Source organism: Runella sp. R0.1_18 (assembly GCF_057652155.1).
On sequence record NZ_JBYFCK010000032.1, the window covers coordinates 26,628 to 44,269 of the forward strand.

Here is a 17,642-nt window from a genome sequence, read left to right on the forward strand (position 1 = left end):
TAATCGGTGGAACAAAAAAACAAAAGGGCTGAAAGTACCTCGCGGAGTTCACTTTCAGCCCTTTTGCATATCAATTTCTTTTACGTTTATCGAACCCTAAAAACCATCTCTGGTAAATCTTCCGTATTGGCATACAAATCGGCTAGTAACAAATCAGCCCCAATCGTTTCCAAATGTATTACTGCTTCTAGCGACTTACTTTCCAACATCAACGACCAAATTCCCTGCTCACTTTTGCGCCAAAGCTCCACCCACACACGACGCGAATCTATGAGTAGGTATTCTTTGAACGTCGGAATGTCGCGATAAAGTTCAAATTTTTCGCTTCTATCGTAGTTAGCGGTACTCTGAGATAACACTTCCACAATCAGCACAGGATTTGTTAAACTTCCCGTCTGACTATCCGAAAACTCAGGCTTTCCACAAACCACGACCAAATCGGGATACGCGTAGAGACCCGTAGTAGGAATTAAAACGCGCTGGTCGCTTGAATAAGAGCGACATGACTTCTTTTTTAAAAAAGAACCAATTTCGATAGAAAGATTTTCTCGAATAGCATTATGAGCAGGTTTAGCCCCTGCCATTGCTTCGGGCGTATCGCCTTCAAAATCACCCATTGGAAAGATTTCCCCATGAATATATTCACTTTTATAAGCGGCTTTTTCTTCCAATTCTAGGTATTCTTCGGGAGTGTAGTATTTTTTGGAAAGCTTTGTCATAAAGCCTACTTAGTTGAGACCTAAACTTTGAACAAAATTAAAAAAAAGAAGGAAACTTTATACCTAAGAAAATTTTGTATTTAGAAATGTAATGTATATTTGCAGTATGCAACAACAAACGTACCTCAAAGGCTGTCTGAGCGCCATTGTTCTCCAACTTTTGCAAGAAAATAGGCGCATGTATGGTTATGAAATCACCCAAAGAGTTCGCGAAATCACCGCTGGTGAGCTCCTTCTCACGGAAGGCGCACTCTACCCTACGCTTCATAAATTAGAAGCCGAAGGGGTGCTCTCGACCGAAAATGCCCTCGTTGACGGGCGCAACCGAAAGTACTACAAATTGACCGAAAATGGCCACCAACAAGCGCAAACCGCAGTCTCAGAATTGAGCGATTTTGTTTCTAACCTTCAAAAGATTTTAAACCTCAAACCTTCGCTAGGATGAAATTGACGACGGAACAACTCGACCTGATCAGCAAAGAAATCATAACAGGTGGCATTAAATACCAAGACCTGTACGAAGAGCTTCTTGATCACTATGTACTGGCGATAGAGAACCGTGTGACCCATGGGCAGACTTTTGAAGAGGCTTTGGAAGAGATTAATTCCAGCTTTGAAAATTATCGACCTCCACTTATCGAAAGGTATTATTACGATGTCAGAAAATTTAAAAAAGTTTTTCTATATAGCAGTGGGCTTTCAAGGTTACAAAGAGATTATGAAAGAAATTTGAATGATGAAATCTCAAAAAGACATTGGCAAATTGTGAAGAAGTATTTTCGTTGGCCCACTATTCTAAGTACGTTTTTGACAGTAGGTCTTGTATTTCTGTTTGCGTCCTCAATCCCACAATTGTACTTTGAATGGGTCGTATATACTTGTATTTTAGGACCATTGTTAATAGTATTAGTCCAAGTCTTGAATAGCCTTTTTAGATATTTTTTAAACAACAGAAGATTTACTCATTCCTTGAAAAGCAAAGCTATCAATAACAGAATTTGGCTTTTAACAGGAGCAACAAATTTGGCTTTTCATTTCCCATCTTCTACGGACTACAATATTATCAAACAAGGAAATACAATCATAATCACCTTGTTTTTATGCTTTTACCTCGCTTATTCCCTCAGCTTTTACCAGCTTTACCGCGAGCGGTTTAAAATTAAGGCAACATAAAAAACCGATGGCGTGAGCTTTCACGGCTGTTCACAACTGTTCCCGAACTGCAATTCGGGAACTTTATGGCCCAGCGTCTCCGACGCCAAAACGACTCAATTATCCCGCTCCTACCCTTTAGAGCAAGCGCCAAAATAGGCTCGAAGCCTTGGAATAGAAAGCACTAGCAAAATGCTCGCGCTATCGAGCAGGTCTTTGTTTCCCTTTCCTACTAAGATTTCACCTCTCTGAGGCTATTTTTCACCTAAATAAAAAAAGCCTTTGTCAAAGTTTTGAACTCTAACAAAGGCTTAAAGCTGTTCACAGCTGTTCCCGAACTGCAATTCGGGAACATTATGGCCTAGCGTCTCCGACGCCGCTACAATTAAATCGCCTCCAAAATACGCTGCTCCGATACGGCGTAGCCAATCTTCGATTTGAGTTCGTTGATGTGTACGCGCTCTTGCTCCATGCTATCGCGGTGGCGAATTGTCACGGTGTTGTCTTCGAGCGTTTGGTAATCCACTGCAATACAAAACGGCGTTCCAATAAGGTCTTGGCGCGTGTAACGCTTACCAATCGCGTCACGCTCTTCGTAAAACACGCGGAATTCGGTTTTCAATGCTTTTTCAATTTCGCGGGCTTTTTCTGGCAAACCATCTTTTTTCACCAATGGGAAAATTGCCGCTTTGAAAGGCGCCAACGCAGGGTGTAATTTCAACACTGTACGTTCTTTTTGAGTCTCACCTTCACCTACCATTTCTTTGGTAAAGGCATTACAGAATACCGCCAAGAACAAACGATCTGCCCCTACCGACGTTTCAACCACGTACGGAATATAGTTTCCAAACGGCTTACCATTTTCGTCGAGGTCGTTATCAAAATACTGTTGTTTCTTCTTCGAAAGCTCTTGGTGATTTTTCAAATCAAAATCCGTACGCGAGTGAATCCCTTCGATTTCGCGGAAACCAAACGGAAACTGATACTCAATGTCCACGGCAGCATTGGCATAGTGCGCCAATTTTTCGTGAATGTGGAATTTCAATTTTTCCGTAGGAAGACCCACCGCTTGGTGAAACTTCAAACGGGTGTCGCGCCATTGTTCGTACCATGCCATTTCGGTGCCAGGGCGTACAAAAAACTGCATTTCCATTTGTTCAAACTCCCGCATACGGAACGTAAACTGACGCGCCACAATCTCGTTACGGAACGCTTTACCGATTTGGGCAATGCCAAACGGAATTTTCATCCGACCCGATTTTTGTACGTTCAAAAAGTTCACAAAAATCCCTTGTGCGGTCTCGGGGCGTAGATAAATCAAATTTGAATCTTCGGCCACCGAACCTACTTGCGTACTAAACATGAGGTTAAACTGACGTACTTCTGTCCAGTTGGAAGTTCCCGAGATTGGACATTTGATTCCTTCCGAAATAATCAATTCACGAACTGCCTCAAGGTTATTGTCGCCCAACAAACGCCCCATTTCGTTCAACAACTCCTGTGCTTTTTCGGCCTGACCTTCAGCGGCATACTGCTCAGCTTTCCCTTCGAGAAGTTGGTCGGCACGATAACGCTTCTTTGAATCTTTGTTATCAATCATCGGGTCATTAAAACCATCCACGTGACCTGAAGCCTTCCACGTGAGCGGGTGCATAAAAATAGCCGCGTCAATCCCAACGATGTTATCATTGAGCTGCGTCATGGCTTTCCACCACATGTTTTTGAGGTTATTTTTCAGCTCTACCCCGTTTTGACCGTAGTCATAAACTGCTTGTAAACCGTCATAAATTTCAGAAGAAGGAAATACAAAACCGTATTCTTTGGCATGAGATACGATGTCTTGTAAGGAAGTTGCTGGAGCTTGGCTCATGAGAACGTTATGCGTTATTGGTTAATTGCGGGTATCTTCCGCCTATAATTATCTATTCTTATTGGGGCGCAAAATTACGCAATTTGTGGCTAAACTTGGCGATGTGTATAATTTTTCTATTTTTGTGTGTAAAAAAAAGCAAGATGAGAACGAATATTGAAATTGACGAAAGCAAAATTGCTGCCATACGCCAACTGAATTCAAATCTGAAGACGAAAAAAGAAATTATTGATATTGCCTTGGAAGAGCTTATCAACACCATGAGACGGCAACGTTTACGCCAAATGCGCGGTAAAGGTTGGGATGGGGATTTAGATGAAATGAGAACCTATGAAGTACCGCTTATATGACACCTCCGCTTGGATAGATTTCCGAAAAAATGTAGCCTCTGCTCTAACCAATCAGTTGGATGAAGACTTGCAAGACAATTTGGTATGTATCTGTCCAGTCATTATTCAGGAAGTATTGCAAGGAATCCGAGAAGATGCTGATTTTGAGTCGTTAAAAGAAGATTTCAAAGCCCTGAAAATACTACAATTAGAGGCTACCGAAGTAGCTGTTGCAGCCGCCCAACTCTACCGCCAACTCCGCAAAAAAGGCGTCACCATCCGCAAACCAAATGACTGCTTGATTGCGGCTTATGCCCTCCATTTTGGCCTCGAACTTTGCCACAACGATGTGGATTTCGACCACATCGCCGCTCATACTGACTTAAAAATTTGGAAACCGTAACGATATGTTAATCCAGAATCAATAATTCAGGATTTTGTGGCATTCATTCCTAAATACCTAGAGCACACTTGAATTTTTACACAGTAACCATAGCTAAAAGAATAATCTAGGCCGCATTTAGTAACTCCAAAGCGCTCCTTTCGTCAAAGGCTAAAAAACAATCTATGTTTCAGCGCCTTTTATTAGCAATTCGTGACGAATTTGGGATTTCTCGCAGTCAAGCGCGTGGTTTTATGGTGCTTGCCACCCTGATGGTAGTGTGTTGGTTTGGGCCTTTTTTAGTGGGAAGGCTTCTTCCACTTCCCTCCCCCGAAATAAGTCAAGCCGACCGCCAAACGGCCGATAGCTTGGTAGCCGTTTTGGAAGCCATTCAGCCCAAGAAACCAACGTATTTTTCTACCAATTACGCTAATTACGCCTCTAAAACACCCGAAAACGCCAAGCCCCTCTCCGAGCCTTTCCTTTTTGACCCCAATACCGCCACCGTACAACAATTTCAAACCTTAGGAATGCCAAAATTCATTGCTGAGCGCATCGAAAAGTACCGTTCAAAGGGTGGAAAATTTCGTAAAAAAGAAGATTTACAACGAATTTATGGACTGCAACCCACCCTCTACCAACGCCTCGAACCGTACATTAGCCTACCCGCACCACCCAGCGAAAAAAATGCGACTACGGCAATCTCCGCTCCCACTTCACCGCTACCTGCCCCTCCTGCATTTGCTAAAAAAGCTGCTCCTGTTCTTTTCGACATCAACACAGCAGACACAACCCAACTCATTCGTTTAAAAGGAATTGGCAGTAAACTTGCCGCACGCATTGTGAAGTTCAGGGATGGTTTGGGAGGTTTTACCTCCACGGCTCAATACAACGAAATTTTTGGACTTGATTCATTGGCTTTAAGCGAATTGAACCGCCTAGCAGCCATCCGTACACCTGCTCACAAAATCAATATCAACACGGCTTCGGCAGAAGACATCGACCGACATCCTTACATTTCCAAGCGCCAAGCAGAAATCATTGTGCGTTACCGCGAGCAGCACGGTGCTTACAAATCAGCACAAGAGCTACTGAATATCAAAATTTTAGACGAAAAACTGGTTTCAAAAATAGCGCCTTACTTGGCCTTCTAGGTGAGTTTTACGGAAAACTAATATAAACAAGTACGCCCTTGGCTCCAACCGCCCAACAAGCATTTCCAACACAGGTCATGGCATGTAAGCCCACAGGGGCATTTGTCAGGGCTTGCCACGTCTGGGCATTATCTTTGGATAGGCTTGTCCCTGCTGGGCCAACCGCGACAAAGTAACCATTTTTCAATTTACGAACGGCTTCTTTTAAACCCGCTGGCTGAGTAGCAGTCGCTTTTTGCCATGATTTTCCACCGTCGTGAGTTACGATGACATTATCTGACGCTTCTTTATCGGCTTTGTAATTGCCCCCAACGGCTATTCCATTTTTTGCATCCCAAAAATTCAAACCAAAAATCCCAGAAGAAGCATTGGCCGCCATCGGGGTATCTGTCACTTGCCAAGTTTTGCCACGGTCGGTCGAATAAAAAACACGGGCGTGATCACTTCCACCCGTGCCAATCCACACGTTTTTCTTACCTTGAAGTACCATCGTAGAATTACTAGCTGCAAAAGCCGCTTCGCCTGCCTTGTTTTCGGGCAATTGCGACGGTGAAATGCGTTGCCAAGTTTGTCCGCCGTCAGTAGTTTTAAGCAAATAAATTTTATTACCAATGGGATCTCCAAAAATCAACCCATTTTTTGCATCCCAAAAAGAAATACCATCCAGAAATACGCCTTTTTCGGTCGTTTGCCATACTTCTTTCCATGTTTTTCCTCCGTCATTCGTTCTAAAAATTCGAGCTTGACCCTCCTCTGCCAAACCCGCGCTGACTGCCACGGCCGTTTGGGCATTGATGCCATGAATCCCACGAAAATCTAGCTTTTCTGCACCTTGTACGTGCAAAACTTCCCAAGTGATGCCACCATTTACGGTATGAAGCACTGTGCCTTTAGCGCCTCCAGCCCATACAATTTTCTCATTTACGGCCGAAATTGAACGAAAATGAGCGTCGGTACCGCTACTTTGCGGCACCAACTGGGCATAACTTAAAGACAGTGAGAGTTGTAGTAAAAAAAAGGGCGCAATAAATTTCATCGGAATCTTATATTTGTCGTAAATATAGTCAAAACAATCTTTGACATTTTACGTTTTTGCTTCATCAACCTTATTAACACTATGTGCAAAACGGCCTTCAAACCGCTCTCTTACACAGCTCTTGCGCTGCTGGTCACTCTTTCGTCGTGTAGTTTGTTCAAAGAGGTGGCCTCTGGCGATGCCTTGGTGAACGAGTTTATCAAAGTGAATATGGAATATTGGTATTATTGGAACGACAAAATTCCAAGTGAGGTTGACAAAAAACTTGCCTCTTCCGACTATTTTAATGCCATGCTTTATACCTATGACAAGCAAGCACGACCTGACGGAGACCGATTTTCTCGTTTTTTGGACAATGCCGAAACTACCGAAGCATCGCTCTCGGGCGAAAGTAAAACAACTGGTGCTAGGCTTAGTTTGTACAATATCAACAATACCATTTCAGCCCTGGTTCTTTACGTCATTCCAGGCTCTCCCGCCGCTCAAAGTGGCATCAAGCGAGGCGATATTATTGCAAAAATGACCGTTGATGGACAAGCAGTTACGGCCGATAACTACGCAAATTTGCTTGCTGTCGGCACCAATTATGTCTTTACCCTAGGTAAATATGAAAACGCGGCTTTTATAAGTACGGGTCAAACCAAAACAGTAGTGGCACAATCCCTCCAAGAAGACCCCATGCCGTTTGATACCATTTATACCAAAGGCAACAATAAAATTGGGTACTTGGTCTATAACCGTTTTTACTCCAAACCAAACAACAGCGACCAAGCCCTTTATGACCAGAAAATGGCGCAGATTTTTGGTAAGTTCAAAGCAGCAGGCGTCAACGAATTTGTGCTTGACCTTCGCTACAATGGCGGGGGATACATTTCTACGGCGGTGACGCTAGGGAGTTTTATTGCCAGAGGCGCTAATGACAAAGTGCTGATGACCCGCGATGAATACAACAAAAACGTAACGCCTGACTTACAGAAGCAGTACGGTGCCAATTATGGTCAGCGTTTCTTTGAAAACCGTCCCGAAAACATTGGCAGCAATCTAAGTCGGGTTTATGTTTTGACCAGTACGCGCACGGCATCAGCCAGTGAAATGGTCATCAACTCACTCAAACCGTTTATGGAAGTGTTTTTGATTGGAGATGTAACGGTCGGTAAAAATGTCGGCTCAACAGTCATAAAAGACAATAAAAAGCGGTTTGTGCAAGGAATCATGCCCATTATTCTCAAAACCTACAACTCCGCAGGGCAATCTGACTACACCGCAGGGTTTACGCCCAATGTCACTGTAAAGGAAAGCATTACACAACCATTTTATGCCTTTGGCGACTTGAGAGATCCCCTACTTTCTGAAGCCTTCTATCAAATTACAGGCACACGCAACGCTCGTAGAGGCATAAGCGAATCTGAGCCTATCGAGAAGTATAAAATACAACCACAAGGTCCCGAAACCGAAATGTTTGTAGAAAATTCACTAAAATAGATGTGTGTTGGCTTGTGCTGTGGGTTACTCATAACCCACACGAGGGGTTTCTCAAAATCGAACAATTTCGAGGTTTTGAGAAACCTCTTTTGCTAGCTGTGGGCATCTAGCAAGACTTAGCAAGTAACCCACCGCACATTCATCCTACTCTGCTTTCAACTGCGTTAGTTTTACTTTCGTTGGATTTGCGTTTACTACGTCGGTTTCTACTAGCCCGTCGCGCAAGCGGATGATGCGGTGGGCATACTTGGCAATATCGTCTTCGTGTGTAACAACCACAATCGTGTTTCCTTTAGAATGAAGTTGGTCAAACAAATCCATGATTTCGTAAGAAGTACGGGTGTCCAAGTTACCAGTAGGTTCGTCGGCCAACAAAATACTCGGATCATTGACCAAGGCACGAGCAACGGCCACACGCTGACGCTGCCCTCCCGAAAGTTCATTAGGGCGGTGTCCTGCGCGTTGTTCCAAACCTACACTTTTCAGAGCAGCCATGGCCCGTTCAGTACGTTCTGACTTTGTATATCCTGCATAAATCAAGGGAAGTGCCACATTTTCGAGCGAAGTCATCCGAGGTAAAAGATTAAAAGTTTGAAACACAAACCCAATCTCTTTGTTTCGCACCTCAGCCAATTCATTTTCGGTCATATCGCTTACGTCCTTACTATTTAAGATATACTTTCCCGAAGTAGGCGAATCCAAACACCCAATGATATTCATTAGTGTTGACTTTCCCGATCCAGAAGGCCCCATGAAAGCCACATATTCTCCTTTACTCACCGAGATGGTCACATCTTTAAGGGCGTCGATGATTTCGGTACCCATGATGTAGCGTTTGGCGATGTGCGATGTTTCGATAATTTTCATGACTGTATTTTTTTCAAAATGTCTAACACTTCCTTACTATCAGCGTCATTTTTCATGATTCGCTTTAAAAACTCCTGAAACTCAGCCTGCAAAAGGGTTTGGTCGAACACCTTTAATTCATTGGTAAACAGGACAAATTCTATTTTATTTCCTTTTTTATCGGTGGCATACAAAGCATAGTTCAACACAAATGCCGTAGAACCGCCCTTTGCCCCGAAATGGGTAAAATACCGCTTATTTTCAGGGTTTAATCGCATTGGCCACTCCATCAGGTCATCGAGTACGGTTTGGGTGGCAGTGTCAAAATAGGTACGACTATTGATTTTTTGCATCAAAGAACCGTATTCCGACGCCGTTGAAGCTGGCAAGCGATTCGACCACACTTTTTGTACTGGCAACGGAATATTGGCTAACTTAAAATTGGCCTTGGTTGTTGTGTCTATTTTCAGTAATTCAAAATATTTATTGGCGCGTTCCAAATAAACCGACATGGGCAAATTTTTCATCGCAGCCTCTGAATGCTCGTCCGAACAAACATACAAAGCCGACACAAAAGGGTACAATGGCTGATGTTTGGTCAGGCCAAGTTTGGGCAAATTGGCATTGATATTGTTCAAACCCAATTTCCACATCAAGTACTCCGTATTGGCATTGCTACTGTATTGAAGCATTCCTTTGGCTACTTCTAACAGCGGCACTGCGTTATTTTGCAATTTTTTGGTTTTTCTTTGTTCGGCCAACCATTGCGGATGAGCGCCCCCGTCTGTTTCTGGAATGTAAAACCGCGCTAGTTCCCCTATCGCAATCGGCTCTTCTGGTTTGATTTTCCCTGAAGCTACCTGCTGGGCAAACTCCACAGCAATAATAACCTTTACAGTACTTGCCAACGGCATCAAGGTGTCCACCCTGTGGGCGACCTCCACCTTCCCGTTTTTAGCATAATAAATCGCACATTTTTGAGGATTTTTCTGAAGATATTCAGCTACAAAATCGGTTTCATAGCGTAAATACTTAAAATAAAAATACCCAAATACACCGCTAAACAACAAGGCAAGTATGCCAAGACCCGTGGCAACAACTTTCCACATAATACGTGGTTTTTAAAAAATTAACGAAAGTTCAAAAGCAGGGAAAAAACAATGCGTAAAGGTACATTTTTACCTGAAACTTTCGCGTTCTTTTTCGATGAGTGCGCGTTGGGCTTGATAGGTTTTCAAAAATGCTTGATAATCGGTAGCGGTGGTCATTTGGGCCAAGTCCTGTAGCCCCTCTTCTGCAAAGTCTGTTAGGTATAATTTTAAACACTGAAGAACATACAATTTTTGCAACTCAGGCGCTGTCCGACGAAAGCGTAAGGCATTGAGCAGCATATCATAGGCTGCTTTTGGATTTTTTTGTGCATTAAAATATTGGGTCGCTGCCGTCAATACCCCCATGTCAAACGGATGCTGTCTCACAGCCGTCCAATAGTCGGCTGTTGTTTTCAAAGTAGCAAGGTTGACAAAGCTTGGGCGGGCTTCTTTGATGAGCCAAAAATCCAGCATCTGGCGGGCCATCGCTACCTTTTGGGAAGTATCCGCTACTGTTTCTGACGCCAAAATATCGAGGGCAGTTAGTTTGTTTCGGGGATATTCCGCGTACGCCTGGGCTACTTGCAGCTCATGGTAAAAATTGCCGTTGTTGCCCGTATTTATCAGTTTTTTAAATAAATTGGCTTGGTTTGTGTCTTTCGTAAATTGCCCTAAGTTGTACAAATAAGCAAAGTTATTGACACTCAATGCCGAATCTTTGGAAAAATCAGGGGCTACCTTCACGGCTTCGGTGCGGGTGTTTGTTAGCTGCGCAACAGCCAATCGGTTGGCTTCGTGCGAAAGATTGACGGCTTTGTTTTCGAGCAACTGCGTTTCTTCTACGTCCTTTTTGGTAAGCCCCAACGACGCCAACGAACCTTTCCCCGACGAGATAGTAAGTGCTTTTGCCCAAAAAGCAAGCAAATTACTCTCCGCCACGTCACGATTTTTAGCATTCTGACGTGCCAGCTCAAAGTAATAATACGTAGAGTCGGCAATGGCCGTCCGGGAATACAAATACCCTAAATTGTTTTGAATTTCGCCATTGTCAGGAAACGTTTTTAAGCCTTTTCGTAAGTTAAAAACCGCATCAAAAAATAGGTTTTCATTTAGCAGTGCTTGCCCTAAACCCACATACGCTTGAGGCGTCGGGTCTTTTTGCAAAGCCTGTTGGAAAAACGAACCTGCAGTAGCTTGGTCGCCTTGCCGCAAAGCTAATGAAGCCAAGGCAAAAGCCGACTTATGATTCTGATAATCAATATCCAATGCTTGTTGATAATAACCGCTCGCGACTGTCCACTCCCGCGTGACAGTATGTAAATCGCCCAGCCCACTGTAATAACCCGCCTGCGCTTGGTCGATGGTATAAAAGCGGTTAAAGGCCAAAAGCGCAATCCAAGCCATGCCCCCAATCAGCCAAGCCTGCGACTGTAAAAACCGCATGGGTTTATACAACACCTTATACACAGCTTTGCCTTGTTTGAACAACGGCCAAAAGTTTAGGCCGACATACACCACAAACAACGTTCCGATGCACAATTGACTATAGACTATCGCATCTTCAAAAACTTCAATCAACGAATTGTTGTGAGTAAAAAGCGCAAAAGCCATCACGGTGGTCGTCACCAACCCTAACCCTACGTATAGCCAAGCGCCAATCTCGCGAAATGGCAAAAAAGCTTCTGTTCGTTTCGCAAAACTCCATATACCTAAAATCAGGCTTATAACATAAATAACAACAGGACTAATATACCAAAACGCTGCGTCGCTCTGACGGGTTACTTTGAGATACAATAGATACGTACTAAAAATGTACAACACCGACAAAAACAGAAAGTTGAGCAAACTCGTCTTACCAAAACCAGTACGAGGGTTGGTCACAACATACACAAAACCCGCTAAAATTTCGATTGATAGCCACCCGATAAACCCAACGCTCAACATCAACATGGGGAGCAAACTGTACGTAGTCGCCGTTAGGGATTGCGCAAGTGCTTTTGCACCTAAAACAAACATTGCCACTAAGCATCCAACAACGCCTGCAAATAGAAAAATTCGCTGAACCATGGGCATATCCTCCCGAAAAGCATGGATATAGTAACTTACCATCCCCAATACCGCAGCTACCACCACAAAGCCCGTTGAGTTGTCGGTGCCAAAAAGTTGCAGCACTTCAAAATGAGATAGCGAAAGCAACGTGATGACTAACATCATGGCGCCAATGTACCACCTACGCGGCAAGCCTGAAATAGCGGCTAACAACAGCACAAAACCCGCCAACACCCCGCCCAAATATCCCCAACCTAGCCATTCTGGGGTATCTATTTGAACTGGAACAAACTGTTCTTTCAGGATATAAGATTTGCCAAGCAAAACAAGCGTCTCTGCCCGCTGACTGCTATCTGCTAACTGCTGCCCGCTGACTTGAAGACTATCAAGCTTGACAGGAACTTCGTCCAATTCGCTCAGGACTTTCCACTCTATCGAATTTTCGATGCCTCGATAGTGAAAAAAGAGAAGGCAAACCAAGCTAAACGTCAAAAGCCCTAAGGCAGTAAGATACAAAAACCGCTCAGAACGGCTCCAATTTTGCCAAAAAAGAAGAAATCTCATTGAATTTGAATAAATACTAAATGCCCGCAGGTAAACCCTGAACCAAGTGTTATTAAAAACGCCCCTCCGAATAGGTTATTTTCTCATTCTTCAAAAAATCGAAAAGCGTTAATCGCCGCAAGGTATAAAAGGATGTCCAGTATGCCTTCAACACATTCACATAATTTTGACGGGCTTGCACGGTTTCGTTGAGCGCAATATTCAAATCTGTAATAGAAAGTTTACCCAAAAAATAGCGTTGCTTGGTGATTTCAAGTCGTTTTTGGGCGATGGTGTCGGCTTTTTGTGCTACTTTCAATTGCCCCTGCTGCTGGTTAAATCGCAGGGCTTGTAAATAAATTTCTTGTTCAAAAGTAATTTCCTCCTGTTTTACGGTGACTTCCACCAGTTCGCGGTTGGCCTTGGCAAGTTTGATTTGGGACTTACGGTAGCCCCAATCTTGCAGGGGAACGTCGATATTAATTCCAAGATATTGACGGTTTTGAAGGTTTTGGTACGACTCTCCCAAGCGATTGGCAGTTTGTTGCGTACCAACATTAGCAACCATTCCCAAAGTTAGGCTATTCGAGCCCTTTGCCTCCGCGATTTGGCGATCGGCTTCTAAACGTTGGTTCTTGAAATCGAGTAATGCTTTTCGATTGGCTTTGGCTTCCGTCAGAGCAACCTCGGGCGAAACCGTCAAAACGGGCAATTGCGCTGGAAGCGAAAACTTCAGAACTTCTTGCAAAGAAATACCAACTATTCTTTTCAGTGTCTGAGTCGTAATTTCAAAAGCGACTTTAGCCTCATTAAGCTGATTCTGAGCATTGAGGCTATTTAATTCTAACTGTAAAAGTTCATTTTCGGTTACTTTTCCAATCAAAAAACGCTCTTTTGATACTTTGTAAAGTGTATCAGTATTAGCACTATTTGACTCCGCAATTTCCAAGGCCGCTTGCGCGACCAGGCCATCAAAAAAAAGCCCGACGGCTTTCAGCCCAGCTTCTTCCATTTCTTCGATATACCCTCGTTGGGCCAAATCATAATTCAACGGTTCTAGCAACTTCCGCCATTTTAGTTCATTATACAGCAGTGAGTTTTGCTCATACGACACTGTAAAGGGAGACGATAAGAAAAAGCTTGCTTGCCCTGCCAAAAAATTATCTGTTCTCTGAAGCGCCGTTCCGAGCCGCAGTTGCCCCCCTGTCAAGCCCACATTCTGTACCACAGTTAACCCTACTGAGTTGTTGGCCTGACTCACTTTTCTAAACTCAAGCGAACCGTCTGGCTGGGTAACGGGGTTGATGGAACGATAAAAAGTAGGAGCGCTGGCATTGAGCCGAATCTGAGGTTTAAAATTTGCTTTAAAATTTTGGTATCGCCAATAGCTACGTTCATACGTATTTTTAGCCCGATAATAGTACGGAGAATTGCTTTTCGCTAATTCTATCACCTCTTGAATACCAATGGTTCGCGTTTGAGCTATCAACATCAAACTACCAACACTTGATGCACCTAAAAACACCAACAGCCTTAATAAAAAATATTTCATATTAATAGTAATTTATAAAATATTAATTATTTTTTGTTTTTCAATAAAAAAGAAGGTAAAAATATGATTAAAACTACCAGTGAAGCCACCAGTCCCCCAATAGTGCCTACTCCAAAAGCAAACCAAAAAGGTTCGTTTTCATACATTAAAAAAGGAACTAAACCTACGATGGTAGAAGCAACAGTGAGCCAAATTGGGGTAATTTTATGCTTAAATGCCATTACGTACATTTCAAGTTTATTTTTTTCTGGATTTTTTTTCTGAAGTATATTCCATTCAGAAATGATAAAAATACCTGCACAAACTACGTTTCCTGCTAACAATACAAAAGACGCATAACCACCCTGATCAAAGTTAAAATCAAACCAATAAAACGCTAAAAATACCCCAACGTAAGACAAAGGTATCATCGCAATTAAAGCAAAGGGTTGCCACACATTTTCAAAAATAACAGCGCAAACGATATAAATCAATATCATTACTAAACCGATAAGTTCATATTGTTTTCCAGTCTCTTCACTAAACCAATTATATTCTGATTTTTTTACACTGTAGCCAACGGGCAAGATTGGTCGAAACTCATCTAAAGTCTTTGTTAAAAATTTACTACCAAAATGCCCACTACCAAAATATTCAAAACTAACCATACGAATATACTGCTGATTTTCTTTAAATACTTCAGGAATTACTTTTTCTTTCATGATTTTAGAAATACCACCTAATTTAAACATCATAGAGTCCGAATAAAATGGCTCGTGCGTGAGCTGGTAAATGTCAAACTTTGCTGCTTCTACTGGTACAATTTTAATAGATTCGTATTTACCATCCAAGAACGTATATATATCAGAGTTTGGTCTATTATTTTGTTGTTCTATTCCTTGATATACTCCCAGCAATGTTGTGTGCTGAGTAGCTAAATCATTGCTATTTGTTTCTAACGTATATTCATATAAGTTCTTATTTGAAAATAACCCCATTCCTCGATTAATGTTCACTTCTTGTACCCTCGGGTGTACCTCCAGCATCTTTTTCAACTGAGATGCCTGTTTCTCCAATTCTTGATAGTTATATCCCATCATTCGTACATTAAAGCTAGGCGTCTGATTTTCTTCCAAGGACTGACTAAACCCCTGTCCAACCCCGTATATATCCCAACTAATGCCGCTCATTTCGGTCGAAAGGGCAATCATTCGGTTTTTGAGTAGGTAGGGAAAGGAGCTTTCTTCATGGTTCTTTTTGAAGTAAACAACCAAACTTCCTTCTTGCCCATTATAGACTTGGGTGATAAAACGGTCCACTTCTGGATAAACTTTAAGCTCATTTTCAAGCCGCTCAAAAATCAAATTCATTTGGGTCAGCGTGCTGTTGTTGGGCAATTCTGCCACTACGTATAAGGCTGTACGTTCGGTCTTACCAAAATAGGCCCCTTCATAGACATAATTCACAAAAAGACGAAGCGTTCCACCTAGCCATTTGTTTAAAAAAGGACGTACTTCTTCATTAAACCACTCATTATCAGCCAGTAAATTATATGTCTCTTTCCCCCAGCCTGTTCCTTCCAACCGATTGGGCAACAAAAAGATAGGTGTACCAAAAAGTAAAATACCTGTTACTATCACCGTTTTGCGAAAACGGAGCAGTTGTTTCAGCAGACGCCCATAAAACGAACCAAAAACGAATGACCCATCACCTTCCTCATGCTGTTGATAAAAAACTCCTCTCCTACCAGGAGAATGCTGGGGTGAGGTTGACATCATCGCAGGGACAAATCCCACTGCAACCACCAATGACACCCCTAACGTAATGATCATCACTACGGCAAAATCAAGCAAATCGACCCGCGCTTCTTCGGGCAAAAACCAAATAACCACCAGCCCCGCACAGGTAGTCAGCGTAGCGCCTAATAAGGCCGAAAACACGTTTAAGTTTCGGTGGCGGCGGTAGTGTTCAACCATCACAATGACATTGTCGATGATGATTCCCAACGAGGTTGTCAAGGCCGCTAATGAATAGATATGAATCTCGACTTGGAAGACATAAAACACAATTACCGAAAGCAGCAAACTCACCACCATACTAACGCCAATCAAACCTACGTACGCCCAGCTTCGCATTGTCAACAACACAAACAAAAAGAGAATTAATACCGCCATACCTGACTGAATACCAATGCGTTGTAGATTTTCTTCAATGTATTTAGTAGCGTCATATTCTACCCGCAGCTGATAGCCGTTGGGTAGCTGCTTACGAATCGTCGTTATACTTTTTCGTAACTCTTTTGCCACCTCAAGTTGATTGGCTCCCGCTGCTGCCGTTATCGACAAATTAAGCGCATTTTGGCCATTGACACGATAATAAGCGGTAGCAGGTTTTGCTTGACGAGCAACAGTCGCAACCTCGCCCAAGCGAACGATTCGCCCCTCAATACCAGCAATTGGAATGTTACGAAGCACCTCATCGACAACCACAATACCGTCCGCCCGCGTCACAAGTCCCCTCTCCTGCAAGGAGACACCGTTCTCATCATTTACAAGTCCCCTCTCCTGCAAGGAGAGGGGATTTAGGGGTGAGGTTCCAGGCACCAAGCTCACCAAAATCCGATGCCCATTAAGCAGCACCTCACTCCCCAATGCCTCGCGCCGAAAATAACTTTCGATAGCGCTAACCACTTGTTTTTCTGACAATTGAACATTGTCTAATTCTTGCTTATTGTAGCTCACTACCCACTCTTCTTGACTACCGCCACTCACTTGTACCTGATATACTCCCCTTACCTGTGCCAAAATGGGTTTAAGTTGTTGGTCAGCATAGGTTAAAAGTGTGGAAGCCGCATCAGGCCCATCTAGCTGAAGCGTTAGAAATGCTTTTTGACGCTCTTGTTGGCTAGGTGTATTTAATTCAACCACGGGATAGGTCAGGTCTTTGGGCAATCGCTTGTACAATTGACGAACCAGTGAGACTACTTCCAAACGCAACGCATCGGCATCGGCTCTTTTGTCTAATTCTAATGTGACATATCCATAACCATAGCCCGATACGGAAGATACTTTTTGCACCCCCTGCACGGTACCAAACGCCCCCTCTAGCAAAGCCGTAGCTTGCCCCTCTACCACCAACGGAGAAGCCCCCGCCCATGTGTAACTTACTGTAAGTCTCTGCCCACCACCCGAGGGAGCCAACTGCACCGAAAGCTTAGGAATAAGCAACAAACCCACCAAACTCAGCACCGCAAAGCCCAATAAAATTGGGTAAACTCTTTTCATATTTTTTGGTTACGCTAATTTTAAACTTTTTGTCATTCCGACAAAGGAGGAATCCATATCAGTTTCAATATATTGGTCTATTTTTTTGGCATATTTTATCAGAAACCTATAAAAAGTCATAAAACTACTTGCAGAACTTAATTTTTTTTAATTACTTTGGAAACATTAGCATAT

At 43.0% G+C, this 17,642-nt stretch carries 14 protein-coding genes; 6 read left to right on the top strand and 8 right to left on the bottom strand.

Annotated features, from left to right (window positions below; genetic code table 11):
• Positions 1-86: 86 nt before the first annotated feature.
• Positions 87-719, bottom strand: a complete 633-nt coding sequence (locus AC23P2_RS29105) for a Uma2 family endonuclease (RefSeq protein WP_487776458.1) — start codon at positions 717-719, stop codon at positions 87-89.
• 106 nt (positions 720-825) lie between these two features.
• Between AC23P2_RS29105 and AC23P2_RS29110 the strand changes: the two genes are divergently transcribed.
• Both AC23P2_RS29110 and AC23P2_RS29115 read left to right on the top strand, forming a co-directional pair.
• The gene (locus AC23P2_RS29110) at positions 826-1,164 is read left to right on the top strand and encodes a PadR family transcriptional regulator (protein WP_472491227.1); all 339 of its coding nucleotides are present in this window, start codon (positions 826-828) and stop codon (positions 1,162-1,164) included.
• Positions 1,161-1,892, top strand: coding sequence for a hypothetical protein (locus AC23P2_RS29115; protein ID WP_487776459.1), 732 nt, complete (start codon positions 1,161-1,163; stop codon positions 1,890-1,892). Before AC23P2_RS29110 ends, AC23P2_RS29115 begins: the two co-directional genes overlap by 4 nt.
• 364 nt (positions 1,893-2,256) lie before the next feature.
• On the opposite strand, the gene AC23P2_RS29120 is transcribed toward AC23P2_RS29115, so the two are convergent.
• Positions 2,257-3,741, bottom strand: coding sequence for a glycine--tRNA ligase (locus AC23P2_RS29120; protein ID WP_487776460.1), 1,485 nt, complete (start codon positions 3,739-3,741; stop codon positions 2,257-2,259).
• A 143-nt stretch (positions 3,742-3,884) separates the two neighbouring features.
• Here AC23P2_RS29120 and AC23P2_RS29125 point away from each other — a divergent pair, with 143 nt between their 5' ends.
• From AC23P2_RS29125 to AC23P2_RS29135, 3 genes are all read left to right on the top strand, one after another.
• Entirely contained in the window at positions 3,885-4,091 is a 207-nt protein-coding gene (locus AC23P2_RS29125) for a type II toxin-antitoxin system VapB family antitoxin (RefSeq protein WP_037299252.1), read from the top strand.
• Positions 4,072-4,473: a type II toxin-antitoxin system VapC family toxin gene (gene vapC / locus AC23P2_RS29130; RefSeq protein ID WP_487776461.1), complete on the top strand. Its 402-nt coding sequence runs from the start codon at positions 4,072-4,074 to the stop codon at positions 4,471-4,473. The genes AC23P2_RS29125 and vapC overlap by 20 nt, the downstream gene beginning before the upstream one ends.
• Positions 4,474-4,637: 164 nt before the next feature.
• On the top strand, positions 4,638-5,606 hold the full coding sequence (locus tag AC23P2_RS29135; protein ID WP_487776462.1) for a ComEA family DNA-binding protein: 969 nt from the start codon (positions 4,638-4,640) through the stop codon (positions 5,604-5,606).
• A 7-nt stretch (positions 5,607-5,613) separates the two neighbouring features.
• On the opposite strand, the gene AC23P2_RS29140 is transcribed toward AC23P2_RS29135, so the two are convergent.
• A complete protein-coding gene (locus AC23P2_RS29140) occupies positions 5,614-6,642 on the bottom strand; it encodes a WD40/YVTN/BNR-like repeat-containing protein (RefSeq protein WP_487776463.1) in 1,029 nt (342 codons plus the stop codon).
• An 81-nt stretch (positions 6,643-6,723) separates the two neighbouring features.
• On the opposite strand from AC23P2_RS29140, the gene AC23P2_RS29145 reads away from it, so the two are divergent.
• Positions 6,724-8,124 carry a S41 family peptidase gene (locus AC23P2_RS29145; RefSeq protein WP_487776464.1) on the top strand — a complete coding sequence of 467 codons (1,401 nt, stop codon included), beginning with the start codon at positions 6,724-6,726 and terminating at the stop codon, positions 8,122-8,124.
• A 144-nt stretch (positions 8,125-8,268) separates the two neighbouring features.
• Here the strand turns inward: AC23P2_RS29145 and AC23P2_RS29150 are convergent, their stop codons facing one another.
• The 5 genes from AC23P2_RS29150 to AC23P2_RS29170 all read right to left on the bottom strand — a co-directional run bounded on the left by AC23P2_RS29150 (position 8,269) and on the right by AC23P2_RS29170 (position 17,468).
• The gene (locus tag AC23P2_RS29150; protein WP_472491987.1) at positions 8,269-8,991 is read right to left on the bottom strand and encodes an ABC transporter ATP-binding protein; all 723 of its coding nucleotides are present in this window, start codon (positions 8,989-8,991) and stop codon (positions 8,269-8,271) included.
• Positions 8,988-10,079, bottom strand: a complete 1,092-nt coding sequence (locus AC23P2_RS29155; protein WP_487776465.1) for a serine hydrolase — start codon at positions 10,077-10,079, stop codon at positions 8,988-8,990. The genes AC23P2_RS29150 and AC23P2_RS29155 overlap by 4 nt, the downstream gene beginning before the upstream one ends.
• Before the next feature lie 69 nt (positions 10,080-10,148).
• Entirely contained in the window at positions 10,149-12,674 is a 2,526-nt protein-coding gene (locus AC23P2_RS29160; protein ID WP_487776466.1) for a tetratricopeptide repeat protein, read from the bottom strand.
• A 52-nt stretch (positions 12,675-12,726) separates the two neighbouring features.
• On the bottom strand, positions 12,727-14,205 hold the full coding sequence (locus AC23P2_RS29165; RefSeq protein ID WP_487776467.1) for a TolC family protein: 1,479 nt from the start codon (positions 14,203-14,205) through the stop codon (positions 12,727-12,729).
• A 26-nt stretch (positions 14,206-14,231) separates the two neighbouring features.
• The gene (locus AC23P2_RS29170; RefSeq protein ID WP_487776468.1) at positions 14,232-17,468 is read right to left on the bottom strand and encodes an efflux RND transporter permease subunit; all 3,237 of its coding nucleotides are present in this window, start codon (positions 17,466-17,468) and stop codon (positions 14,232-14,234) included.
• Positions 17,469-17,642 lie beyond the last annotated feature (174 nt).